The organism is Streptomyces colwelliae (genome assembly GCF_048158785.1).
Lineage (GTDB): Bacteria > Actinomycetota > Actinomycetes > Streptomycetales > Streptomycetaceae > Streptomyces.
Window position 1 is genome coordinate 35,232 of sequence record NZ_JBLTJC010000021.1, and the last position, 24,021, is coordinate 59,252.

Genomic DNA, 24,021 nt, shown 5'->3' on the forward strand with positions numbered 1-24,021 from the left:
CGTTCACAGCCGGGCAGCGCGCCGCTCACTCAGGAGCAGCCAGGCCAGATACAGCCCCCCGCCCACACCCGTCACCGCACCGACCGGCAACAGCGCGGAGCCGGTGACGCGCTGGGTGGCCAGGTCGGCGGCGGAGACGAGCAGCGCGCCGGTCCAGGCGGCCGGCAGGACGTTCGGTCCGGCCGCGCGGGTCACGCGGCGCGCCAGCTGCGGCGCGGCCATCGCCACGAACGGGATCGGGCCGGCCGCGGCAACAGCCATCGCGGTCAGGCCGGTGCCGGCGCACAGCAGGACGAGACGGCTGCGTTCGGGCGGTACGCCGAGCGCGCCGGCCGTGTCGTCTCCCAGTTCCAGCAGGGTGAGCCGCCGCCCGTACCCGACGACGACTGGGACAAGGACGACCAGGCCGATCGTTATGCTCCGGACGTCGCTCCAGCCGCGGGAGTTGAGGGAGCCGATCATCCAGCTCGCGGCCTGTGCCGCCTTGCCGATGTCGGCGCGTACGTACAGGAAGCTGGTCGCCGAGCCGAGCACCGCGGAGGCGCCGATGCCGACGAGGATCAGCCGGTAGCCGTGCAAACCCCGCTTCAAGGCCAGCAGGTAGACCGCGACGGCCGTGGCGAAGCCGCCGCACACCGCGCCGAGCGCGGTCTGGGGTGCGCCCGCGTCGAAGAGGATGATCGCGGCCAGCGCGCCCGCCGAGGCGCCGTTGCCGAACCCGGTGATGTCGGGGCTGCCGAGGGGATTGCGGGTCAGCGACTGGAACACCGCGCCGGCCATGCCCATCGCGAAGCCCACGAGTACGGCCGTCAGGGCGCGCGGCAACCGTAGGCCGACCACGACGAACTCCGCGCCGGGCGGGCCGTTTCCGGCCAGGGTGCGGACCACCTCCAGCGGTGTCAGTCCGTAGGTGCCGGTGCCGATCGCGAGCACCGTCGCGCACACCGCCAGTGCACAGAGGCCGACGCAGACCAGCAGCGCCCGGGTGTCGTACCGCAGCGACCAGCGGCCGGCGCGCAACAGGCCGCGGCGCGGGTCGACCTGGACGGCCCGCAGGCGGGGCCGCGTGTCGTCGGTCGGGATCACAGCTGGGCCACCTTCCGTTGCCGCACCAGGTGGATGAAGAGCAGCCCGCCGAGGAAGGCAGTGACGATGCCCACCTCGATCTCGGACGGCGGTACCACGACGCGTCCGATCACGTCGGAGACGAGCAGCAGCACCGGTGCGTACAGCGCGCAGTACGGCAGCAGCCAGCGCGGGTCGGGGCCGCAGAACGCGCGGGCCGCGTGCGGGATCATCAGGCCGACGAAGCCGATCGGCCCGCACAGGGCGGTCGCGACGCCGCACAGCAGCGTGACGGAGACGATGGACAGCAGCCGGGTCCGGCCGACCCGGGTGCCCAGGGCCCGGGCGTGGTCCTCCCCCAGCGCGAGCGCGCCGAGCGGGCGGGCCAGCGCGAAGGCGAGCAGGGCGCCGGCCACGAGCAGCGGCAGCACATCGAGCAGCAGGTGGGAATCGCGTCCCGCGAGGGTGCCGACGGACCAGTACCGCATGGCGTCGAGGGTGCTCAGGTCCCACAGTTGGAGCCCGTTGACGTAGCCGAACAGGGCCGCGTTGACGGCCGTTCCGGCGAGGGCGAGGCGGACGGGGGTGGCGAGGCGGCCGCCGCCGAGGGCGTTCACGGCGGTGGCGGCGAGCGCGGCTCCGGCGAGTGCGAACCACAGGTATCCGCCGAACGAGGTGATGCCGAGGACGCTGATGGCGGTGACGACGGCGGCGGAGGCGCCCGCGTTCACGCCGAGGAGTCCGGGGTCGGCGAGCGGGTTGCGAGTCAGGGTCTGCATAACGCCGCCCGCGAGGCCGAGCGCCGCGCCGACGGCGATCCCGATGAGGGTGCGCGGCAGCCGGAGGTCCCGCACGATCGCGTCGTTCTCGGTGCCCGAGGGTGCGAACAGGCCTGACCACACCTGGTCGAGGGATATCTGTTTCGTGCCCACGGCCAGTGACAGGGTGATCGCCGCCGCCAGCAGCGCGAGGCCGAGCAGCAGGCCCGCCGACCGCAGGGACGTCCTGGTGCGGTGCCCGGCACCGCCGTTCGCCGCGTCGGACGGTGTCGGCAGCACCGCGGTGTTCCTGTTCATCCCGCCCTCTCGGTCAACGACCCGGCACACAAGGGGTGTTGGCCAGCGGAAACGGGCTCTTCGGCGTGGGCGGACCAGGCGCCGGGTGAGCGCCGGGACACGACGGAAAGCCGCCGTTCTCCGCTCGGAACAGGACACGATCGGGTGGACATGTGCTTAGCTTAGGCTAACCTTACTTTGGTTGTTGACGATTTCGTTGACATCGACCACCACTGTGCCCAACTGCCGGTGGAGTGTGACCTTTTGCCCTCCTCCGCCGCCGAATGCCCGCCCTCACGGAGACCTTCGATGACCGCCACGACCACGCCGCGCGCCACCGAGGACATGCCGCCGGAGACCCGTTCCGGCGTTCGTCCGGTCCGTATCACCGGCCCACGCGTCGCCCGCCTCGTGGACCGTCTGGTGACGGCCGACGACACCCGACGCGCCGTCCTCACCGGCGCGTTCTGGAACGACGTGGAACGCCTGGGCACCCCGCTCGTCGAGGAGTTGGCGGGCGATCCCGACCACCGGGCCGTCACCTTCCTGTGGCGCGGCCACCGCACCACCCGGCAGGTACTGCTGTTCGCCAACCGTCTCGTCGACCGCGACGACCTCGCCGGATCCCTGCTGGAGCACGTGCCCGGCACCGATGTCTGGCATCTGGGCCTGCGGCTGCGCGCCGATCACCGCGGTTCCTACCGGATGGCCGCCGACATCTCGCCGAAGCAGCCGCCCACGGACCCCGCCCGTCTTCAGCCGCGGCTGCGTTCGCTGCTCGCCCATGCCGCGCCGGACCCGCTCAACCCGCGCTCCATGCCCACGCGTTGGCTCCCGGTCGCCAGCTCGGTCTACGCCCTGCCCCACGCCCCCGCGCAGCCCTGGGCACAGCGGCGGGGCCGGGTTCCGGCCGGCCGGGTGGAGCGGCACCCGGTGGCCACCGAGGCGCTCGGCGGCGAACGGGACACCTGGATCTATCTGCCGCCCGGGTACGACCGGGGCGGCGCGTCACCGCTGCCCGTGGTCGTGCTGTGCGACGGCGACATGTGGTTCGGCCGGCTCGGGTTCGGCGACACGCTCGACGCGTTGATCGCCGACGGGACGCTGCCGCCGCTCGCCGTGCTCTCCCCGGATGCCGTGGACCGGCACGCCCGATGGCGTGAACTCGGCGGGCACGACGAGTTCGTGGAGTTCCTCGCCGGCGAACTGCTGCCCTGGGCCGCCGGTCGCTGGCCACTCGCCACCGATCCCCGGCGGACCCTCGTGGCGGGGCAGAGTCTGGGCGCCGTGACCGCACTGCACGCCGCCCGGCTGATGCCCGAGCGGTTCGGCAAGGTCCTCGCCCAGTCGCCGTCCCTGTGGTGGCGGCCCGGGCTGCCGCACGAGGTGCCCAGACCGCCGGTCGAGGGGGTGCCCTGGCTCGTCCGCCGCTGCGCCGAGTCGGGTGCTCGGCCCCTGACGGTCCATATCGACGTCGGGCTGCACGAGGGCGCGATGGTCGACCAGACGCGCGCCCTGTACGACGCGCTGCGCTCGGCGGGCCACACGGTGACCCGTGCCGAGTTCAACGGCGGTCACGACTACGCCTGTTGGCACGGCGCCCTGGCCGACGGACTGGTGCGGCTGCTCGGCGCCGAACCCCACTGACCACGCAGGGGCCCCACCCCGCGCCCCGTCCACGCACCCATCAACTCCCCCTTCGTTCAAGGAGCTTCAGCGCATGTCCTCCACTCGTGCCTCCCGCAGGGCGGTCCTCACCGCCGCCGCCACCGTCGTCACGGGAGCACTGCTCCTGAGCGGCTGCGGCGACGGGAAGGACAGCGGCGGCAAAGAGTCGGGCGCGTCGTCCGGCACCCGCCGGATCACCGACGCGACGGGGCGCACGGTGCGGGTGCCCAGCACGCCCAAGAAGGTCGTCGCGCTGAGCGAGCCCACGCTCGACGCCGCGCTGGCCCTCGGTGTCGAGCCGGTCGGTGCCACCGCCGGGCGCGGTCAGACCGGGGTGTCCACCTATCTCGCCGGCAAGGCGTCCGAGGCCCAGGTCGTGGCCACGGTCGCCGAGGCCGATCTGGAGAAGCTGGCCGCGCTCCAGCCCGACCTGATCCTGCTCGACGAGACGACCGCGGCCAAGAGCCAGGTCACCAAGCTCCAGGCCATCGCCCCGACCGTGGTCACCGCCAAGCTCAACGAGGACTGGAAGAAGGCCTTCACCGCCACGGCCGACGCCCTGAACCAGAAGGCGCAGGGCGCGAAGACACTCGCCGGCTTCGACGCCGACGTCGCCGCCACGAAGAAGAAGCTCGGCGAGAACACCGGCGCGGTCGTCAGTGTCGTCCGCTGGCAGAACGGCGCGCCGTCCGTGGTCGGCAAGGGCGTGGGCCATGTGGGATCCACCCTCTCCGCGCTGGGCCTCGACCGGCCGGCCGACCAGCAGGGCGCGAGCGCCGGGCACAGCGAACCGGTCAGTCTGGAGAAGCTCTCCACCATCGACGGGGACTGGCTGTTCTTCGGCACCCTCGGCGACGAGGCCGACGGCGAGAAGGCCTACGCGGCAGCGAAGAAGGTGCCCAACTTCGGCAAGCTCAAGGCCGAGAAGGAAGGGCACGTGGTCGTCGTCCAGGGCTCCGCGTGGAACAGCGCGGGCGGACCGCTCGCGGCCGCCATCGTCCTGGACGACCTGACGAAGGCGCTCACCTCGTGAGCGCCGAACTGGCCGGCCGCCTCGCCCTGGTGACCGGCGCGGGCCGGGGCATCGGCGAGGCCGTCGTCGCCGCGCTCGTCGGGAACGGCGCCCGGGTCGTCGCCACCGACCTGGTCACCGAAGCCGTACGAGAACTGTCCGAGAAGTACGGCGAGAAGGTCACCGGCCGCCCGCTCGACGTCACCGACCCGGCCGCCGTGGAGGCGCTCGTCGACGAGACCGAACGCACCCTCGGCCCGCTCGACATCGCCGTCAACGTCGCCGGAATCCTGCGGAGTTCGGCCGTCGTCGACCTCACCGACGAGGACTGGGCGGCCACGTTCTCCGTCAACACCGACGGCGTGTTCCACGTCTCGCGCGCCGCCGCCCGCCGGATGGCCGAACGCGGCCGCGGCAGCATCGTCACCGTCGCCTCGAACGCGGCCGGCATCCCCCGCACCGGCATGGCCGCCTACGCCGCCTCGAAGGCCGCCGCCGTCATGTTCACCAAGTGCCTCGGACTGGAGGTGGCCGCCCGGGGCGTGCGCTGCAACACGGTCTCCCCCGGCTCCACCCACACCGACATGCAGCGCGCCCTGTGGACGTCCGGTGACGCGGCGGACGCCGAACGGCGCGTCGTCGAGGGAGACCTCGCGACCCACCGCACGGGCATCCCGCTGGGCCGGATCGCCGACCCCGCCGACATCGCGGACGCGGTCGTCTTCCTGGTCTCCGACCGCGCCCGGCACATCACCCTGCACGACCTGTATGTCGACGGCGGCGCCACCCTGCGCGCCTGAACCGGCCCCGTCCCTGCCGACCACGGCTCGTGCCGTCCCCCCACTGGAGACACCATGTCCACCTCGCTGAGCGAACCCACCGCTCCCACCACGGCCTCCCCCGGCGCGGCGACCGCCCTGCTGGACGCCTACCGCCCCGCCACCGACCGACTCCTCGCCTCGCCCCACCACACCCTGCTGGGCCGCGGCACGACCGCCGAAATACCCCACGGCACAAGCCCGTTGACGCAGCGCGTACGTGACGCCCTGGACGCGCGACGACGTGCGGGCGACCCGGCACCGGTCGTCATGGGCTCGCTGCCCTTCGCCGCGGACGCCCCGCCCAGCCTCGCGATCCCGCGGAGCGTGCGATGGGCGCCGCCACTGCGCGAGGACCCGCTCATCGCCCTGCCCGTCCCCCTCCCCGAGGACCGGCCCGCCTGGGAGGTACGGGAGGTCCCGGCGCCGGAGCACTACGGCGCGGCGGTCGCCGCCGCGGTCGCCCGCATGCGGGCCGGTGAGTTCGACAAGGTCGTCCTCGCCCGCACCCTGGAGCTGACCTCCCCGCAGGAGCCGGATCTGCCGGCCATGCTGCGCCGGCTGGCCCGCCGCGACCCGGGCGGCTACACCTTCGCCGTGCCGAGCGGTCCGAGCCGTACGCTCGTCGGCGCCAGCCCCGAACTCCTCGTCGCCCGCACGGGCGGACGGCTGACCGCGAACCCGCTGGCCGGGTCCACGCCCCGCAGCGCCGACCTCGCCGAGGACGTGCGCCGGGCGGTCGCGCTCCTGGAGTCCCCGAAGGACCTGCACGAGCACGCCGTCGTCGTGGCCGCCGTACGCGAGGCACTCGCCCCCTTCTGCACCCGTCTCGACGTGCCCGAGCGGCCCACGCTGCTGCGCACCGCGGCCATGTGGCACCTGTCGACGACGGTCACCGGCGAACTCGCCGACCCGGGTGTGTGCGCGCTGGAGCTGGCGTCCGCGCTGCATCCCACACCGGCCGTGTGCGGAACCCCGACCGAGGTGGCCCGCGCGGTCATCGCCGAGTCCGAGCCCTGCGACCGGGGGCCGTACACCGGCATGGTCGGCTGGCAGAACGCGGACGGCGACGGCGAGTGGGTCGTGACAATCCGCTGCGCGGAGGCCGAGGGGCGTTCGCTGCGGCTGTTCGCGGGTGCCGGTGTGGTGGCCGCCTCGTCGCCGGAGGCGGAGACGGCGGAGACCGCCGCCAAGTTCCGTACGTTCCTGCACGCCGTGGGGGCCGCGCTGTGACCGCCGACCTCGCCCCTGCCGACCCGCTCGCCCCCGGTGTCGACTCGCCCACCTGGCCCGCCGAGTTCGCCGCGCGCTACCGCGCGGCAGGGCACTGGCGCGGGGAGACCTTCGGCGGGTTCCTGCGCGAGCGCGCGGCCGAACGTCCCGACCGGATCGCCCTCGTCGATCCGGCGCCCGTACGCCGCACCTGGACGTACCGGGAACTGGACGAGCGCGCCGACCGGCTGGCCGCCGGGTTCACGGCACGCGGCATCGGCAGGGGCGACCGGGTCGTCCTCCAACTGCCCAACGTGGGCGAGTTCGTCGAGGTGGTCTTCGCGCTGTTCCGGATCGGCGCACTGCCCGTGTACGCGCTGCCCGCGCACCGGGAGACCGAGATCAGCCACTTCTGTTCCTTCACCGGGGCGGTCGCCTACGTCGTCCCGGACCTGCACGCGGGATTCGACCACCGGGTGCTCGCCTCGCGGGTGAAGGAGCGGACCCCGAGCCTGCGGCACGTCTTCGTCGTCGGTGACCCGGGGGAACACACCGCGCTGTCCGACGTGCCGTGCGAACCGGTCGCAAGGCGGGAGGAGCCCGAGCCGCACGAAGTGGCGTTCCTCCAGCTGTCCGGAGGTACGACCGGCGTCCCGAAACTGATTCCGCGCACCCACGACGACTACATCTACTCCCTGCGGGGCTCCAACGAGATCTGCGGGGTGGACGCGGACACCCGTTTCCTCGTCGCGCTGCCGGCCGCGCACAACTTCCCGATGAGTTCCCCGGGTTGGCTGGGCGTGCTCCACGCCGGAGGCACGGCCGTGCTGTGCCCGCGGCCCGACCCGGCGACCGCGTTCCCGCTGGTCGAGCGGGAGCGGATCACCATGACAGGGCTGGTTCCGCCGCTCGCGCTGGTGTGGACGGAGGCCGGGCCGCAGGCCGAACAGGATCTGTCCAGCCTGGAGTTGGTGCTCGTCGGCGGCGCCAAGTACAGCGTCGAGGCCGCGCGGAGACTGGAGCCCGCCCTGGGCTGCCGGCTCATGCAGGTCTTCGGCATGGCCGAGGGCCTCGTCAACTACACGCGTCTGGACGACGACCACGAGACCGTGGTCACCACGCAGGGCCGGCCGATCTCCGAGGACGACGAGATCCGCATCGTCGACGACGCCGGACTCGACGTCCCCGAGGGCGAGTTCGGGCAGTTGCTCACCCGCGGCCCCTACACGATCCGCGGCTACTGGCGGGCCCCCGCGCACAACGCCACCGCCTTCACCGAGGACGGCTTCTACCGCACCGGCGACATCGTGCGCCGCACCGCGACCGGTCATCTCGTCGTCGAGGGACGGGCCAAGGACCAGATCAACCGGGGCGGCGAGAAAGTCGCGCCGGAGGAGATCGAGAACATCATTCTCGCCCACCCGGCCGTGCACGACGTGTCCGTCGTCGCCGTGGCCGACGACTACCTCGGAGAGCGTTCCCTCGCCTACGTCGTCCTGCGCGAGGGCGCCGGGCCCCTGAAGCCGGTCGCCGTCAAACGGTTCGTGCGCGAACGCGGCGTCGCCGCCTACAAGGTCCCCGATCTCGTCGAGTTCGTCGACGCCCTCCCGCAGACCGGCATCGGCAAGGTCAGCAAGAAGCAGCTGCGGTCCGCCGCCGAGCAGCACTGAAAGGTCCCCACCTCCCATGGCACTTCCAGCCATCGCCGCCTATCCGCTCCCGTCCGGGGACGAGTTGCCCGCGAACCGGGTCTCCTGGACCGTTGATCCGGCGCGCGCCGTGCTGCTCGTCCACGATCTTCAGCACCACTTCCTGTCCGCGTTCCCGGCCGGCGAGCAGCCCCTGACCGGGATGCTCGCCAACACGGCCCGCCTGCTGAAGGAGTTCCGCCGCCTCGGCGCGCCGGTCATCTACTCCGCGCAGCGCGGCGGCCAGACACCCGCGGAGCGCGGTCTCCAACTCGACTTCTGGGGACCGGGCGTCCAGGACGACCCCGAGGCCCTCGCCGTACCCGAGAGCGTGGCTCCCGAGGCCGGGGACACGGTTCTCACGAAGTGGAAGTACAGCGCGTTCGCGCGCACCGACCTGGAGGCGCTGCTGCGCGAGGCGGGCCGCGACCAGCTGGTGGTCGTCGGCGTGTACGCGCACATCGGGGTGCTGATCAGCGCCTGCGACGCGTGGACGCGGGACATCCAGGCGTTCGTGGTCGCCGACGCGGTCGCCGACTTCTCCCGCGAGGACCACGACATGGCCCTGCGCTGGGCTGCCGGCCGCTGCGCGGTCGTGACCACCACCGACGCGCTTGTGAAGGAGATCTGAGCCGCATGGCGCTCACCCTGGAGCAGATCCGCAGCGATGTCGCCGAGTGTCTCGGCGAGGACCCGGCGGACATCCCCTTCGACGAGAACCTCGTCGACTACGGCCTCGACTCCGTCCGTGTCATGGCGCTCCTCGAACGCTGGCGCCGACTGCACCACGTCGAGGCGGACTTCGCGGACCTCGCCGAACGGCCGGCCATCGAAGCCTGGGCACCGCTGCTGGGGGTGGCATGACCACCGCGCTCAGCGCCGCCGTCACCGGGACCGAACTCCCGCTGACGGCCGCCCAGTCGGGCATGTGGTACGCCCAGGCCCTCGATCCGCTCAGCCCCGCGCAGAACACCGCGGAGTGCCTGGAGATCGACGGCCCGCTGGACCCGGACGTCTTCGCGGCGGCCCTGCGGCAGGTGGCCGCCGAGGCCGACGCGCTGCGCGTACGGGTCGAGGACACTCCGGACGGACCGCGCCAACACCTGTGCGCCACTGTCGAGTTGCCGCTGACGCTGCACGACCTGCGCGGCACGGACGACTCCGAGGACCGGGCCGAGGCGTGGATGCGCGCCGATCTCGCCGTGCCGTTCGACCTGGCGTCGGGACCGCTGTTCCGGCACGCCCTGTTCCGGGTGGGCGAGGAACGCTGGCTGTGGTACCAGCGCATCCACCACCTCGTGATGGACGGCTACGGCTACTCACTGCTCGTCCGCCGCACCGCCGAGGTGTACACGGCGCTCGCCCACGGCCGTGAGCCCGGTCCACGGGCTTTCGGCACCCTCGAAGGCCTCGTCGCCGACGACGCCGCCTACCGCGCCTCGGACACCTTCGCGGCCGACCGCGCCCACTGGGCCCAGGCGTTCGCCGACCGCCCCGAGGCGCCCCGGCTCGCGGGCCGCGGGGCGCTGCCCTCCCGCACCTTCGCCCGCCGTACGGCACACCTGTCGCCGGAGACCACCCAGGACCTGCGCGAACTCGCCGCCCGGCTCCGCGCCACCTGGCCCGACCTCCTGATCGCCGCCCAGGCGCTCTACACCTCCCGCGCGACGGGCCGCCCGGACGTCGTGCTCGGGCTGCCGATGATGGGCCGCATGGGCTCGGCGGCCCTGCGCGTGCCCGGCATGGTCATGAACGTGCTGCCGCTGCGGCTGGCAGTCTCCCCCGACGCGACCTTCGCCGCACTGGTGCGGCAGGTCGTCCTCGGCATCCGCGAGGTCCGCCGCCACCAGCGCTACCGCTACGAGGACATCCGCCGCGACCTCGGCCTGCTGGGCGAGAACCGGGGCCTGGTCGGCCCGCTCGTCAACGTCATGCCCTTCGACTACGGCGTCGACTTCGCCGGCGCGCCCGCGCGGGCCCGGAACCTGTCCGCGGGCCCGGTCGACGACCTGACCGTCAACATCTACGACCGCGCCGACGGCCGCGGGCTGCGCATCGACCACGACGGCAACCCGGCCCTGTACGACGAGCGCGAACTCGCCGCCCACCAGGCTCGGTTCCTGCACCTGGTCGACCGGCTCACCGCCGCCGACCCGCAGTTGCCGCTCGCCGCGCACTCCATCGTCACACCGCCCGAACGCGCCCTGGTACTCGACGAGTTCAACCGTACGGACCGCACGCTGCCGCCGACCACGCTCATCGGACCGATCGAGGCCCGCGCCGCCCGCACCCCGGACGCGACGGCGCTGGTGTTCGGTGCCGTGTCGCTGACCTACGGGGAGCTGAACTCCCGCGCCAACCGGCTGGCCCGGCATCTCCAGTCCCTCGGCGCGCGGCCGGGGGCGGTGGTGGCGGTGTCGGTGCCGCGGTCGGTGGAGCTGATCGTGGCGCTGCTCGCCGTGCTCAAGGCGGGGGCGGCCTATCTGCCGCTGGATCCGGACTATCCGCGGGAGCGGCTCTCCTACATGCTCGGGGACGCGGCGCCGGTGTGTGCCGTCACCGACCGGGCGGGGCGCCTGCCGGACGACACGGGGACACCGCTCGTCGTCCTGGACGGGCTCGACATGTCCGCGTATCCGTGGGTGAACCCGGCGCGGGCGCTCACCCCGGCGCATCCCGCGTACGTCATCTACACCTCCGGTTCCACCGGCCGCCCCAAGGGCGTCGTCGTGCCGCACGCCGCCATCGACAACCGGCTGCGCTGGATGCAGCACGCGTACGGGCTCGGTCCCGGGGACCGGGTGCTGCAGAAGACCCCGTCATCGTTCGACGTGTCGGTGTGGGAGTTCTTCTGGCCGCTGCGGCAGGGCGCGACGCTGGTGGTCGCCGAGCCCGGCGGTCACAAGGACCCCGGCTACCTCGCCCGGCTGATCCGTGAACAGGCCGTCACCACCTGCCACTTCGTGCCGTCGATGCTCCAGGTCTTCCTGGCCGAGCCGGACGCGGCGGGGTGCGGTGTGCTGCGCCGGGTGTTCTGTAGCGGCGAGGCCCTGCCCCGCGAGACCGCGCACGCCTTCGCCCGCGCACTGCCGGGCGTCCGGCTGCACAACCTGTACGGCCCGACCGAGGCCGCCGTCGACGTCACCTACCACGCCTGCGTCCCGGAGGACTCGGGCCCGGTACCGATCGGGCGGCCGGTGTGGAACACCCGCCTGTACGTGCTGGACGCGGCGCTGCGGCCCTGCCCGCCGGGAGTGCCGGGCGAACTGTACCTGGCAGGGCGGCAGTTGGCCGACGGCTACCTCAACCGCGCGGAGCTGACGGCGTCCCGCTTCGTCACCGATCCGTTCGGCCCGCCGGGCAGCCGTATGTACCGCACGGGTGACCTGGCGCGCTGGACCGAGCAGGGCGAGGTCGAGTACCTCGGCCGCACCGACCATCAGGTGAAACTGCGCGGGCAGCGCATCGAACTCGGCGAGATCGAGGCCGCGTTGACGGCCCAGGACGGCGTGGACGGCGCCTGCGCGCTGGTCCGGGAGGACCGGCTCGTCGGGTACGTGACCGGCGGAGCGGACCCGACGGCCGTACGGGCGGCGCTGGCGCGCGTGCTGCCGGAGCACATGGTCCCGGCCGCGGTCGTCGCCCTCGACGCGTTCCCGCTGAGCCCCAACGGCAAGCTGGACCGCCGCGAGCTGCCCGACCCGGTCTTCGCCGGCGACGGGAGCGCGCGGCGCCCGGCGAGTCCGCGCGAGGAGACCCTCACCCGGCTGTTCACGCAGGTGCTAGGTGTCGAACAGGTCGGTCCCGACGACGCGTTCTTCGATCTGGGCGGCACCTCACTGCTCGCGGTGCGGCTGGTGGCGCGGGTCCGCGAGGAGTTGGGCACCGAGTTGACGATCGGCTCCCTCTTCGAGGCGCCGACGCCCGCCGCGCTCGCCGCCCGCCTCGACATCGCGGCACCTGCGGCCGAGGACGCCCTGGACGTCGTCCTGCCGCTGCGCTCCGGGGGAGACCGGCCGCCGCTGTTCGCCGTCCATCCGGCGGGCGGTATCGCCTGGTGCTATGCGGGGCTGTCCGCCCGGCTGGGCGCGGGGCAGCCGGTGTACGGCATCCAGGCGCGCGGTCTGGTCCGTGACGAGCCGCTGCCGGGCACGCTTCAGGAGGAGGCCGCCGACTACGCCGAGCGTATCCGCGAGGTCCAACCACAGGGACCGTACCGGCTGTTGGGCTGGTCGGTCGGCGGGGTCCTCGCGCACGCGGTGGCCGTGCTGCTCCAGGAAGCCGGTCAGGAGGTCGAACTCCTCGCGCTGCTCGACGCGTTCCCCGCCGAGCAGTGGCGCGACCGGCCCGCGCCCGAGGAGGGCGACGCGCTCACCGCCGTCCTGCGCATGGCGGGCTTCGACCGCACCGGCGAACGTGATCGCGACGACGTGCTGGCCACGCTGCGCCGGGCGGGCAGCCCTCTCGCGGGACTCACCGACCACACGCTGACGCAGATCGTCGACATCGTGCCCAACCACGCCCGCATGATGCGCGAACACCGACACCGGGTGTTCGACGGCGAGTTGCTGTTCTTCACGGCCGCCGCGCCACGGGCCGAGGACTGGCTGACCCGCGAGGCGTGGCGCCCGCACGTGAGTGGCGCGATCGTCAACCACGACCTCGACTGCACACACCCGCAGTTGATGAGGGACCACCATCTCGACGACATCGCCGCGGTGTTGGCCACCCGTCTCAAGGAGCTCGACGCACCGTACGACGCGTGCGGCCGACGGGTGGAGGCGACACGGGGATGACCATGCCGCTCGCGGTACTGCGCTGGTCGCACGCCGGATTACGGCCGCGGCCGGAGGACCTGGCGCGGGGCCCGCGGCTGTGGGTCGTACGGCCCCCGGCGGCGGGCGCCCCGCTCGACATGTCGGTGCTGGACGACGGGGAGCGGCGCTGTGCGGCGGCGTTGCGACGGCCGGCCGAGCGTGCGCTGTACGTCGCCGCGCACGCCGCGCTGCGTGAGGTGCTCGGCGCGTACCTGGGGCTGCCGGCCGCCACGGTGCCGTTGACGCGGCTGTCGTGTCCGGGATGCGGCGGCCCGCACGGGCGCCCGGCCGTGGCGGGGCCGTCGGGCGGGACCGTGCACTTCTCGCTGTCCCACTCGGGCGGTCTGGCCCTGCTGGGGCTGGCCGCCCGGCCGCTGGGCGTGGACGTCGAGCGGGTGCCCGCGCCGGAGTTGGTCCGGGACGCGGCGCGGTCCCTGCACCCGGTGGAACGCGCCGAGTTGGCGCGGACCTCGCCGGAGTGCCGGCCCGTCGCCTTCGCCCGCTGCTGGACCCGCAAGGAGGCGTATCTGAAGGCCACCGGCGAGGGCCTCTCCGGCGCCGCTCTGCGGGGCGTGTATCTGGGGACCGGTCGCCGCCCGGCCGAGCCGCCGCGAGGACGGGTGGCCGATGTCGATGTCCCGGCGGGGTGGACCGCGGCCTGTGCGCTGCTGGGCGACGGGCCGCTCAGCGGCCCAGCAACTCCGCCAGCCCGTCGGCCAGTTCGGTCCGCCAGCAGAGGTAGTCGTGGCCGCCGTTGAACTCCCGGTAGGAGGCGTCGTGATAGCCGACGGAGAGCAGTGTCTCGCGCAGCCTGCGGGCCGCGGGCAGGGCCACCCATTCCTGCTCGCCGAAGGAGAGCCGGAAGCGTACGGGGAGCCGCGGTGTGCCGGCGAGGTGCCGGGTGAGCCACTCCGCGTCCGGGCCGACGGGCCACCAGAACGAGCCCGACTGGGCGAGGACGTTGCCGAATCGGTGCGGGGCCGCGACTCCCGCGTAGGCGGCGGTGAGACCACCGAGGCTCTGCCCGGCGACCACGGTGCGCGCCGGATCGTCCGTGACGGGCACGCGTCCGGCCGCCCACGGCAGCAACTCGTCCGCCAGGAACCCGACGAACTCGGGACGGCAGGTCAGCTCCGCCCACCGGGTGTCCGCGTCCACGGACTCCGGCAGCACGGCGGCGAGCGGCGGGACACGGCCGTCCGCGATGAGATTGTCCAGCAGGTGCGCGAGGCCGAGCCGGGGCTGCCAGTGCTCCCCGTCCAGGAGGACGAGCACCGGGAGGTCCGCCGACTCCCGTACGGGGACGGGTGGTTCGTAGAGCCAGACGCGCCGCCGGCCGCCGAGCCGGGTGCTCGCCACCTTGTGTTCGGTGACGGTGCCGTGGCCCACGCCGTGCCTCGGCTCCCAGTCCATCGCACGCGGTGCGGCCGGGAGTTCGGCGTACGGGACCGGGTCACCACCCCAACGGCGGGGCAGCGTACGGGAGTTGAAGGGGTCGGTGCGGCTGCGGGTGCGCAGCCGGGGCCAGTACTCGGGCGTGCCCGGGTCGGGGCCGTCGCCCTCGTCGACGTAGAGGTCGTAGGTGCCGCGCCAGTCGTGGCGCAGGCGGAGCGTCCAGTGCCAGACGTCCGTGCCGGGCAGGCGTTCCATCAGGTTGCCCTCGGGGGTGCGCGGGTCGCCGAGCTTGTTGGGCAGGACCTGGACGGCGCGGGTGGCCGGGCCGCCCCGCCACAGGAACGTCACGGCCAGGTGGTCGGCACTGCCCAGCGGGTCGGGCGACACGAGCGGTGTGCCGCGCCTGCGTACGTCCGCCCAGAACTCCGCCACGCCGTCCGGCGCGGGCAGTGCGACCGCCGGTGTCGTGAGCCGGGGCACCGCGTCCGGCCGGGCCAGTCGAGGCGGGTGGTGCGGGGCGCCCTCGGGCGGCGAGGACACGGGCGCGGACGCGGGCATACGGGCGGACTCCGTCCGACGAGGCGGTTCTTTCGATTAGGCAAGCCTAACTTCAGTTCGCCGCGCATCCGTTTCACCCCCTGTACCCAACCTGCCAGGAGCAGCCGGCATGTCCTCTCACAGACCCTCTTCCCCTCTGATCGGCCGCGTGGTCGCGTTCACCGCCGGGGCGACCCTGAGCCTCGGCGCACTTGCCGTCCCTCTTCTCGGCACGGGCTCCGGAGGCACGGACGCCACCGACACCGTGGCGCTCGCGGCCGACACGGCGGCTCCCGCGGTGACGCTCGGCACCACCTCGGCCGAGCCGGGCGGCGAGGTGTCGTTCGCGGTCTCCGGCTTCCCCGCCGCCGCGACCCTGAGCGTCAAGTTCGACGACACCACGTTGCTCAAGCAGTTCACGATCGGCGACGACGGCAGCGTCTCCGGGACGGTGACGATCCCCGCGGACGCGGTCGCGGGCGGCGAGCACTGGCTGCGGTTCCTGGCACCGCAGACGAGCGTCCGCAGCGCGAACCTGACGGTGACGGGCGGGACGGCGTCTCCGACTCCTACGGCCACACCCACAGCCACTCCCACGGCGACCGCCACCGCGACGGTTCCTGCGGCCGACCCCAAGGTGAAACTGACCGGCGGCGCCACGGTGGCTGCGGGCGGCAAGGTCTCCTTCAGCCTCACCGGGTTCACCGAGGGTCAGACGGTCACGGTCAAGCTGGACGACAGCGCAATCGTCGGGCAGTGGGCGGGCGCGGTGGACGCCGACGGCACGTTCTCGGGGACGGTGACCGTGCCCGCCTCCACCTCGGCGGGCGCACACTGGCTCCGCTTCCTCGCGCCGAATCCGGCGACCAGCCTCAAGGCCGACGTCACCGTCACCTCGTCCGGCGGCGGCTCGGACGCGGGCAACGGCTCGGGGGCGAGCGGCAGTTCGGGATCGTCCGGGAGCGGCACCGGCTCCGACGGCGACTCCGGCAGCGGTACCGGAACGTCCGCCACGATCACCGCGGGCTCCAGTGTCACCGCCGGCGGCAGGGTCTCCTTCCGGGTGACCGGCTTCCCGGCGGGCGAGCAGCTGACGGTGAAGCTCGACGACGGCGAGATCCTCGGGCAGTGGCCCGACGGCATCGGCTCCGACGGTTCGTTCTCCGGCACCGTCACCGTCCCGGCGGACACCGCGAAGGGCGCACACTGGCTGCGCTTCCTCGCCCCGAACCCGGCGACCAGTCTCAAGGCCGGCTTCACCGTGACCTCCGGATCGACCACCACCTCCGGATCGAGCTCGGCGAGCGCGTCCGCGACACCGGTGCCGGCCGCGTCGGGTGCACCCGCCAGCGCCACCAACTCCCTCGGCGCGAAGGCCGAGATCACCGCCAGCCAGGTGCAGCCCGGCGGCACGCTCCACTTCAAGGTGACGAAGTTCCCGGCCGGCCGGACCGTCACCGTCAAGCTCGACGACGACGGCATCCTCGGCCAGTGGACGGCCGACAAAAACGGCTCCTACGAGGGCGACGTGACGGTCCCGGCCGACACATCCGTCGGGGCGCACTGGCTGCGGTTCCTCGCACCCGACCCGCCCACCACGTTGAAGGTCGACTTCGCCGTGACCGGGGCGGGCGCCGCCGCGACCTCGCAGCCGACGACCGGCACGGTCACGGCCGCGGCAGCCGCCCTGGACAGCTCCGTCTCCATCCCGACCATCGCCTGGTCGGCGGCGGCAGCGGCCGCCGGTGGAGCCGCCGGAGCGGCGGGCACGACGGTGTTCGTCCTGCGCCGACGCAACTCAACACCACCGGAAGGAAACTGACGACACATCACATAGGAAACCGGACAGACAACCGCCGCGTTCCCGAGCGGCACACCCATCAAGGAGATGTACTCGACATGACCGCATTCACCCCCCGCATCCGCTCTGCCGCCGCGATCGCCGTGGCCCTCGCGGCATGCGGCTCCCCGGCCCTGACCGGCACCGCCGCCGCGAGCGGGTCGACGACCGCCTCCACCGTCGTATCGGCACCGCTCGTCAAGGGGCTGTACCAGTCCGCGTACTCCGAGCGGAACCACGTGCTCTGGGCCACGTCCGCCGTGGGCCGGCCGCCGGTCACCGACTCCCACCTGCTGAAGGTCGACCCGCGGACGCTGACGGTGGAGGCCTCGTACACGCCGCCGGTCACCGACGCGGCCACCGGGGCCGTCGAGGCGGTCTACGGGGTCGCCGTGGACGACGAGCACAACACCGTGTGGACGACCAACACCCGCGCCAACTCCGTCGCCGTGTACAGCCAGCGCACGGGCGAGCACCTCGCCACACTGCCCGGGGTGGCGCACGCCCGCGAGATCGTCGTGGACGAGCGGCACGACACGGTGTGGGCGAGCGGCTTCGGCGACGGCACCCTGGTCGCCTTCGACAGCGCCACCTTCAAGGAGAAGGAGCGGATCACCGTGGCGGGTTCGACGCCGACGGGCCTGACCGTGAACGAGCGGACCGGCACGGTGTACACCACCGACCTCGCCGGCGACCGGATCATCGAGGTGTCCCGGAAGTCCACGACCCCGCGCTTCGTCCCGGCCGGTGACGGCCCGATCTCGATCGTGCTGTCCGCGGACGGCCGTACCGCCTACACGGCTGACCAGACCGGTGGGGACGTCTCCGTGGTCGACCTGAGAAAGGGGATCGTCACCAAGTCCGTGCCCACCGGCGCAGGCGCCCTGTCCGTGGCCGCCGACGCACGTTCGGGACGGGTTCTGGTCGTCAACCGTACGGCGGCCACCGTGTCGTTGGTCGACCCTGGTGCGGGAGCGGTCGTGGAGACCGTGGCCACCGGAACCGCCCCGAACCACGTCGAGGTGGCCGACGGCACCGCGTACGTCGTCGACAAGTCGGGGTCCGGGCCGGCCGGCGAGGACCAGGTGACCCGTATCCGTATCGGCCGCTGAGCCGACGTGCCCCGGCGGCAGCCCTTCGGGGCGTCGCCGGGGCACGCGTGGGTCACCAGGGCTGCTGGCTCGCGAAGAACCGCTCGAAGAAGTCCACCTTGGCGGCGTCCGCGAGGGCGAGCGAGCCGAACCGGTCGCCGAGTTCCATCGTGGTCGCGAAGCGGTGGTTCGCCGCGGGCCAGCGCGTGAGGCCGTGGCCGTTGGGGTCGCCGTGGGTCACGAAGTTCACCACGTAGTCGGAGAGGGTGTCGGCGACCGTGCGGTCCGCGTCGGTCCAGGGCAGGTTCGTGGCGTAGAGGTTGTCGAAGACGTAGTTGATCTCCGAACCGTGGTAGGCGCCACGGGAGTTGGCGCCGGTCGCCGTCGGCGGGACGTGCTCCCAGTAGTAGGTGAACACCGGGCTCTTGGCCGTCTTCGCCCACTCGGCCGCCCACAGGTTCGCGGAGACGCGCGAGCCCTCGCGGGCGGAGGCGTTGCGGGCCTGGCCCGCCTCGGTGTCGGTGGTGGCGGGGTACAGCTTCAGGAACTCGTCGGCGAGAGTGCCGTACTCCTTCTCCGCGACGCTCTCGTAGTCCGCGAGCTTCACGGTCGGGGTCGGGGAGGCGCCGTTCTCGTCCTTGTTGCCGCCGGCCAGCACGGGCACGTCGTTCAAGTGCCCGCCCGCCAGCGCCTGTTCGTACGTCCACGGCTTGACCCAGCCGTCGAGGACCGGGCGGAACTCCGGCGGATTGCCGTTCACCGGCCCGCTCACCGTCGTGTCGTTCGCGTTCTGACCCGCCATCAACTTGGCGCTGTCCAGCGCCCGGAGAGCGGTCAGCGAGGTCGCGCCGAGCGCTTCGGCGTACGCGGTGCCCTGGCTCTCGGCCGTTTCCAGGGTGCGGTACGACGCTGCCAGCGCGGCGATCTCGGGGTCTCCGGTGGCGCGGGCACCGGCGCTCTCGGAGATCGCGCCCTGGAACAGGCCCTTGGCGAGCGGGGAGTAGATGAGGTGCATCACCGAGGCGCCGCCCGCCGACTGGCCGGCGATCGTCACGCGGTTCGGGTCGCCGCCGAACGCGGTGATGTTGCGGCGCACCCAGCGCAGGGCCGAAATCTGGTCGAGCAGACCGTAGTTGCCGGACGCCTGGTGGCCGGACTCGGCGCTGAGTTCTGGGGTGGAGAGGAAACCGAACGCGCCGGTGCGGTAGTTGAGGGTCACCACCACCAGCCCCTTGGCCGCGAGGCCCGCGCCGTCGAAGCCGGGGTCGGAGGCGTAGCCGCCGGTGAACCGGCCGCCGTAGATCCAGACCAGGACCGGGCGCTTCTCCCGTGAACTCGCGGCTCCGGTCCAGACGTTGAGATTGAGGCAGTCCTCGCTCATGGTGACCGAGGCCGAACCCATCGTCTGCTGCGGGCAGATGTCCCCGAAGGTGTCCGCGACGCGCACGCCCGTCCAGGACGTCGCCCGCTGCGGCGGGCGCCAGCGGTTGTCGCCCGCCGTGCTCGCCGCGTACGGCAGTCCCTTGAACACGGTGACGCCGGAGACGAGGGAGGACACTCCGGACACCCGGCCGGCGTCGATCCGGAGCGGGCCGGTGAGCGGGGTTCCGGAGGTCTCGCGGTCCGCCGCGTCGGCACTCGTCCCTGCGCCGACGAGTGCGGCCGTCGCGGCGACGGTCAGCGACCCGTTGAGAAAGGTACGGCGGTTCATGGCGTTCGAAAGCATGGGGGGCTCCCTGGAATAGGTACTTGCGAACGTAAATTCCACGGACCAGGAACGCCAACAAAATTGTCAACTTCAGAGCTGATCCACAGCATGGTCCCGCAGCGGCCCCACGGACAGCCCGCGCATCGCGCAGGTGTCGAGGATCCGGGGTACGGCGCCGAGGGTGGCGCGCCAGGAGCCGGGCGCCGAGGTGCAGTCGGAGTCGTGCAGCAGGACGGTGCCGCCGCCGCGCAGGTCCTCGGTGACCGTCCGGTGGACCGACTCCGGTGTGGCGCGTGCCCTCCAGTCCTCGCCCCAGGCCGTCCACAGCACCGGCGTGAGGTCCAGGCGGCGGGCCGCGAGGTGGGCGGCGGTCGACATCACGCCGTAGGGCGGCCGGAAGAGCCGTGGCGTGCGCCCGGTGAGGTCGCCGACCGTGTCGCGGGCGCGGGCCAGGTCGTCGTGGGTGGCCCGGGGGCCGCGCAGCAGCAGCGGGCGGTGGAGCCAGCCGTGGACGGCGATCTCGTGTCCGGCGGCCGCGATCTCGCGGACCAGGTCGGGGGCGCGTACCGCTTGGCCGCCGAGGAGGAAGAAGGTGGCGTGGACCCCGCGCTCGTCGAGCAGGCGCAGGAACAGCGGGGTGGACAGCGGGTCCGGCCCGTCGTCGAAGGTGAGCGCCACGTGGTCCGGCCGACCGCGGCCTGCGAGGCGGGGCATGACGCGGTTGCGGAGCGGGCCGTAGGTGGAGAGGACGGGGGCTGCGTACGCGGCGGCGAGGAGAGGGAGTGCGGGGAGCGCGACGCGGGCGGTTGCGCGGAGGAGGCGGGCGGCGGTCATGAGTGGCGGTCCTTCGCGTGGTCCGCGTGACCTGCGTGGCACACATGACCCGTGTGGCGCGCATGACCGAGGTCGTCGATGTCGAGGCCTTGCCCTATGGCGTGCATCAGACTCGGGCCGCCGTCGGTGGTGGCGACCGCGGTGCCGACCGCGCCCGCCCAGACCGCGCAGGCCAGCGCGGCGGTGATCGCGAGTCGTAGTGCGGTCGGCCGGACCGCTCGACGGATGGTGCGCGGGGTGGCGGGTCCGAGGCCGGCGCGGCAGACCCGGGCGATCTCGGCGGAGGGGCCCCGGTCCGTTCCCGTGGCGAGGCCCCGGTGTGTCCCGGCGCCGATCCCCCGCTCCCTCCCCGAAGCTCCGCCCGCGAACAGCGCGAGCCCCGCCTCCCGCTGCACCAGCCCACGCGGCCCGTCGATCAACTCCCCGAGCAGTTCCTTGAGTTGGTCCGGTTCGCGGATCCACGCGGCGACGCCCGCCTCGTCCAGGGCAGCCGCGTTGGTCAGTCCGTGGCCGGGTATGCAGCCGTAGCTGGCGACGGGCAGGCCCGCGGCGAAGGCTTCCAGCGAAGTCAGACCGCCCGCGTTCTGGAGCAGGACGTCGGAGGCGTGCATCAGGCCCGGCATGTCGTCGACCCAGCCGTGGACGTGCTCGATGCCGTCCGCGCGGAGCTGCTCGGCCAGCGCCTCGTTGCGGCCGCAGACCACGACCGGCAGGGCCGCGCCGCAGTCGCGCAGTTCCAGCGCCGCCTGCCGGACCGGGCCCACACCCCAGGAGCCGGCGACCAGCAGCGCCAGCGGAGTGTTCGCGGGCAGGCCGAAGCGGGCGCGGGCCGCCCCGCGCTCCGTGGCGTCCACGGGACGGAACCGCGGGTCGGCCACCGGGCCGCACACCCGGACGTCGCGTGCGCCGGCGGCCCGGGCCTGGGCGGCGGGCACCGCGTGGAGCGCGAGGTGGACGTCGACGCCGTCGGCCACCCACAGCGGGTGGACCGAGAAGTCGGTGAGGTAGGTCAGGACGGGTACGGTCAGTCGGCCGTCGAGCCGAAGACTGCCCAGCACCCGGCTCGCGCCCGGGTAGGTCGACACGACGGCACCCGTGTCGGCGGGCAGGGCGCGCAGCAGCCGCTCCTCGGCGGAACGCAGCAGCACCCTCGCGACGGGGCCGCCGCCGCCGGCACGTTCGGTGCTGCTGTAGATCCGCTGGTAGGCCCACGGCGCCCGGACGAGCATGCGGTGGTAGCCGTCCCGGACGAGTCGGCCGAGCCGGGCGGGCAGCACGTCCAGCAGGTCGAACCGGTCGACCGCGAGACCGGCCGCCACCAGCCGCCGCTCCAGTTCGCCGGCGGCGCCGTCGTGGCCGGCCCCGACGCTCGCCGAGACGATCACGACTCGCTCGGCCGGTGACGGACGGCGGGGCTCGGTCGCCTGCCGGGGGCGCCGGGTGGCGGCCGCGAGGGCACGCAGACGCACCGTACTTCCGAGGTGGGGCATGGGCTTTTTCCTCCGCGGGTGGAGTGGAGCGGCGAAACTCTACAACATGTAGTAGGTAAGCTCGTACGACATGTAGTAGTTCCTGTTAGCAAAGCCTCCGACCGCCCCCCTTGCCTCATGCACCTGAACCCCTTCGAGCCCTCCGCGCACTTCCTACAGGCCGTAGTAGGTCGGCGGGTAGGCTGGGCCACCGAGCGGTGAAAGGCGGTGGGGTGAACGGTGGACGACCGGAAGAGCGACGAACCCGGCACGACGGCCGGCAGGCGGGCGCGCGGTGAGCTGGAGAGCGGCGTTCTCGCCACCCTCTACGGAGCCGACGAGCCGATGACAGCGCGCCAGGTCAAGGACCGGTTGCCGGGCGACCTCGCCTACACCACCGTGCTGACGATCCTGTCCCGCCTGTACGACAAGGGCATGCTGGTCCGGCACCGCGCGGGCCGCGGGTACGCGTACGCTCCCGCCCGGGACGAGGCGACGCACACCGCCGAGCGAATGCGTTCCCTCCTGGAGCACGGCACCGACCGCGAGGCGGTACTCACCCGCTTCGTCTCCGAACTGTCCGAGGAGGACGAGCAGTTGCTCCAGCGACTACTCGCCGGCCGCACCGACGAGGGACCGTGAGCCGGTGCTGATCAGTGTGTACGTCCCCCTCCTGATCACCATGGTCCTCGCGGTGTTCGCGCCCCGCGCCGCCCGCCGGCTGGCCCCGCGTCCCGCCGCCTGGTCGCTGGCCGCCGCCGCGCTGGTGGCGTCGCTGGGCTGGCTGGGCTCACTGGCGCTGCTGGCGTTCGCCGGGCTGGTGCAGATCCCCGAGGTCGCCGAGGAGGGGCAGTGGTCGGTCTCCGCCGTGCGTGCCTCCGACCCGGTGTACCTCACGGTCGCCGGAGCCGCCGCGCTCGCCCTCCTCGCGTCCGTCGCGGGACTCGCCGTGGCCGCCACACGTCAGCTACGACACCTGCGCTGGGCCCGCCGCGAGTGCCGACTGCTGCCCGGCGACACGGAGTTGGCCGTCCTGGACATGGAGTCGCCGGAGGCGTTCGCACTCCCGGGGGCACCCGGGCGGATCGTGGTGTCACGCGGGATGCTGCGCTGTCTGAGCAACGGTGAGCGTGAGGCGCTGCTCGCGCACGAGCGGGCACATCTGCGCGGCCGGCACCATCTCTTCCAGACCCTCTGGCGGCTCTCCGCCGCCGTGAACCCACTGCTACGACCGCTGTCCCACGCGGGCGGCTTCGTCCTGGAGCGCTGGGCCGACGAGGAGGCCGCGGCGCGCGTCGGTGATCGTACGGTCGTCGCCCGCGCGGTGGGCCGGGCCGCGCTCGCCACCTCCGCGAACCGTTCCCGCCCGGCGCTGGCCGCGACCGGCGGGGCGGTACCGCAGCGGGTGCGGGCGCTGCTCGCGCCTCCTCCCCCGCGCCGGTCCCTGCCGTTCGTCGCGGGCGCCGCACTGCTCGTCGTGTGCTGCGCGAGCCTGGCCGACGCCGCGACCGACAGCGAGCAGATGATCGAGACCGCGCAGCACGCGGCGTGCGCGGCGGCCGCGACGTCGGCGCGGTCCGTTCCGCCGCACGGGCTGTGCTGCCAGCACGAACAACCGGACGGACCCGTCCAGCACCGCTGACCAGCCGGCCGACTACCGCCGCCGAAGCCGCGGCCCTCCGGGCACAGCCGCATCCCACGAAACCTGCTGCGCACACGAACAACGGACAGCCCCCAGCCCCACCGAGGGCCCTGCGTACTCGGCGGGCCGAGACCACGCGACGGCCCCGCCTCCACACGTCCCGCCCCACG

The 24,021-nt window shown here is 73.3% G+C and carries 19 protein-coding genes; 13 read left to right on the plus strand and 6 right to left on the minus strand.

The genetic code is table 11. The annotated features are described in order from the left end of the window. Nucleotides 1–3: 3 nt before the first annotated feature. Both ACNFOC_RS07050 and ACNFOC_RS07055 read right to left on the minus strand, forming a co-directional pair. Entirely contained in the window at nucleotides 4–1,086 is a 1,083-nt protein-coding gene (locus ACNFOC_RS07050; protein ID WP_416957751.1) for a FecCD family ABC transporter permease, read from the minus strand. Next, nucleotides 1,083–2,141, minus strand: a complete 1,059-nt coding sequence (locus ACNFOC_RS07055) for a FecCD family ABC transporter permease (RefSeq protein WP_416957753.1) — start codon at nucleotides 2,139–2,141, stop codon at nucleotides 1,083–1,085. Before ACNFOC_RS07055 ends, ACNFOC_RS07050 begins: the two co-directional genes overlap by 4 nt. 288 nt (nucleotides 2,142–2,429) lie before the next feature. On the opposite strand from ACNFOC_RS07055, the gene fes (ACNFOC_RS07060) reads away from it, so the two are divergent. From fes (ACNFOC_RS07060) to ACNFOC_RS07100, 9 genes are all read left to right on the plus strand, one after another. After that, nucleotides 2,430–3,767: an enterochelin esterase gene (gene fes / locus ACNFOC_RS07060; protein ID WP_416957755.1), complete on the plus strand. Its 1,338-nt coding sequence runs from the start codon at nucleotides 2,430–2,432 to the stop codon at nucleotides 3,765–3,767. A gap of 73 nt (nucleotides 3,768–3,840) precedes the next feature. Next, nucleotides 3,841–4,821 carry an ABC transporter substrate-binding protein gene (locus tag ACNFOC_RS07065; protein WP_416957757.1) on the plus strand — a complete coding sequence of 327 codons (981 nt, stop codon included), beginning with the start codon at nucleotides 3,841–3,843 and terminating at the stop codon, nucleotides 4,819–4,821. Then, entirely contained in the window at nucleotides 4,818–5,600 is a 783-nt protein-coding gene (locus ACNFOC_RS07070; protein ID WP_416957759.1) for a 2,3-dihydro-2,3-dihydroxybenzoate dehydrogenase, read from the plus strand. Before ACNFOC_RS07065 ends, ACNFOC_RS07070 begins: the two co-directional genes overlap by 4 nt. A gap of 54 nt (nucleotides 5,601–5,654) precedes the next feature. After that, nucleotides 5,655–6,851 carry an isochorismate synthase gene (locus ACNFOC_RS07075; protein ID WP_416957761.1) on the plus strand — a complete coding sequence of 399 codons (1,197 nt, stop codon included), beginning with the start codon at nucleotides 5,655–5,657 and terminating at the stop codon, nucleotides 6,849–6,851. Continuing rightward, nucleotides 6,848–8,500 (plus strand): (2,3-dihydroxybenzoyl)adenylate synthase, encoded by a 1,653-nt coding sequence (locus ACNFOC_RS07080; protein WP_416957763.1) that lies wholly within the window; start codon nucleotides 6,848–6,850, stop codon nucleotides 8,498–8,500. The genes ACNFOC_RS07075 and ACNFOC_RS07080 overlap by 4 nt, the downstream gene beginning before the upstream one ends. 16 nt (nucleotides 8,501–8,516) lie before the next feature. Then, nucleotides 8,517–9,149, plus strand: a complete 633-nt coding sequence (locus ACNFOC_RS07085; RefSeq protein WP_416957766.1) for an isochorismatase family protein — start codon at nucleotides 8,517–8,519, stop codon at nucleotides 9,147–9,149. A 5-nt stretch (nucleotides 9,150–9,154) separates the two neighbouring features. Then, entirely contained in the window at nucleotides 9,155–9,382 is a 228-nt protein-coding gene (locus ACNFOC_RS07090) for a phosphopantetheine-binding protein (RefSeq protein WP_416957768.1), read from the plus strand. Further along, nucleotides 9,379–13,314, plus strand: coding sequence for a non-ribosomal peptide synthetase (locus tag ACNFOC_RS07095; protein ID WP_416957769.1), 3,936 nt, complete (start codon nucleotides 9,379–9,381; stop codon nucleotides 13,312–13,314). Before ACNFOC_RS07090 ends, ACNFOC_RS07095 begins: the two co-directional genes overlap by 4 nt. Next, complete coding sequence (locus ACNFOC_RS07100; RefSeq protein WP_416957771.1) at nucleotides 13,311–14,093, plus strand: 4'-phosphopantetheinyl transferase family protein; 783 nt, start codon at nucleotides 13,311–13,313, stop codon at nucleotides 14,091–14,093. Before ACNFOC_RS07095 ends, ACNFOC_RS07100 begins: the two co-directional genes overlap by 4 nt. On the opposite strand, the gene fes (ACNFOC_RS07105) is transcribed toward ACNFOC_RS07100, so the two are convergent. Further along, nucleotides 14,020–15,288, minus strand: coding sequence for an enterochelin esterase (gene fes / locus ACNFOC_RS07105; protein WP_416957773.1), 1,269 nt, complete (start codon nucleotides 15,286–15,288; stop codon nucleotides 14,020–14,022). The genes ACNFOC_RS07100 and fes (ACNFOC_RS07105) overlap by 74 nt on opposite strands. A gap of 109 nt (nucleotides 15,289–15,397) precedes the next feature. Here fes (ACNFOC_RS07105) and ACNFOC_RS07110 point away from each other — a divergent pair, with 109 nt between their 5' ends. Together ACNFOC_RS07110 and ACNFOC_RS07115 are read left to right on the plus strand one after the other, a co-directional pair. Then, nucleotides 15,398–17,089 carry a hypothetical protein gene (locus ACNFOC_RS07110; RefSeq protein WP_416957775.1) on the plus strand — a complete coding sequence of 564 codons (1,692 nt, stop codon included), beginning with the start codon at nucleotides 15,398–15,400 and terminating at the stop codon, nucleotides 17,087–17,089. 77 nt (nucleotides 17,090–17,166) lie between these two features. Beyond that, the gene (locus tag ACNFOC_RS07115) at nucleotides 17,167–18,219 is read left to right on the plus strand and encodes a YncE family protein (protein ID WP_416957777.1); all 1,053 of its coding nucleotides are present in this window, start codon (nucleotides 17,167–17,169) and stop codon (nucleotides 18,217–18,219) included. A gap of 52 nt (nucleotides 18,220–18,271) precedes the next feature. Here the strand turns inward: ACNFOC_RS07115 and ACNFOC_RS07120 are convergent, their stop codons facing one another. The 3 genes from ACNFOC_RS07120 to ACNFOC_RS07130 all read right to left on the minus strand — a co-directional run bounded on the left by ACNFOC_RS07120 (nucleotide 18,272) and on the right by ACNFOC_RS07130 (nucleotide 22,230). Next, a complete protein-coding gene (locus tag ACNFOC_RS07120) occupies nucleotides 18,272–19,924 on the minus strand; it encodes a carboxylesterase/lipase family protein (protein ID WP_416957779.1) in 1,653 nt (550 codons plus the stop codon). A gap of 72 nt (nucleotides 19,925–19,996) precedes the next feature. Continuing rightward, nucleotides 19,997–20,740 (minus strand): polysaccharide deacetylase family protein, encoded by a 744-nt coding sequence (locus tag ACNFOC_RS07125; RefSeq protein ID WP_416957781.1) that lies wholly within the window; start codon nucleotides 20,738–20,740, stop codon nucleotides 19,997–19,999. Continuing rightward, nucleotides 20,737–22,230, minus strand: coding sequence for a glycosyltransferase family protein (locus ACNFOC_RS07130; RefSeq protein ID WP_416957783.1), 1,494 nt, complete (start codon nucleotides 22,228–22,230; stop codon nucleotides 20,737–20,739). The genes ACNFOC_RS07125 and ACNFOC_RS07130 overlap by 4 nt, the downstream gene beginning before the upstream one ends. 219 nt (nucleotides 22,231–22,449) lie before the next feature. Between ACNFOC_RS07130 and ACNFOC_RS07135 the strand changes: the two genes are divergently transcribed. Together ACNFOC_RS07135 and ACNFOC_RS07140 are read left to right on the plus strand one after the other, a co-directional pair. After that, complete coding sequence (locus ACNFOC_RS07135) at nucleotides 22,450–22,851, plus strand: BlaI/MecI/CopY family transcriptional regulator (protein ID WP_416957785.1); 402 nt, start codon at nucleotides 22,450–22,452, stop codon at nucleotides 22,849–22,851. A 4-nt stretch (nucleotides 22,852–22,855) separates the two neighbouring features. Next, a complete protein-coding gene (locus ACNFOC_RS07140; protein WP_416957787.1) occupies nucleotides 22,856–23,851 on the plus strand; it encodes a M56 family metallopeptidase in 996 nt (331 codons plus the stop codon). The last annotated feature ends 170 nt before the right edge of the window (nucleotides 23,852–24,021 follow it).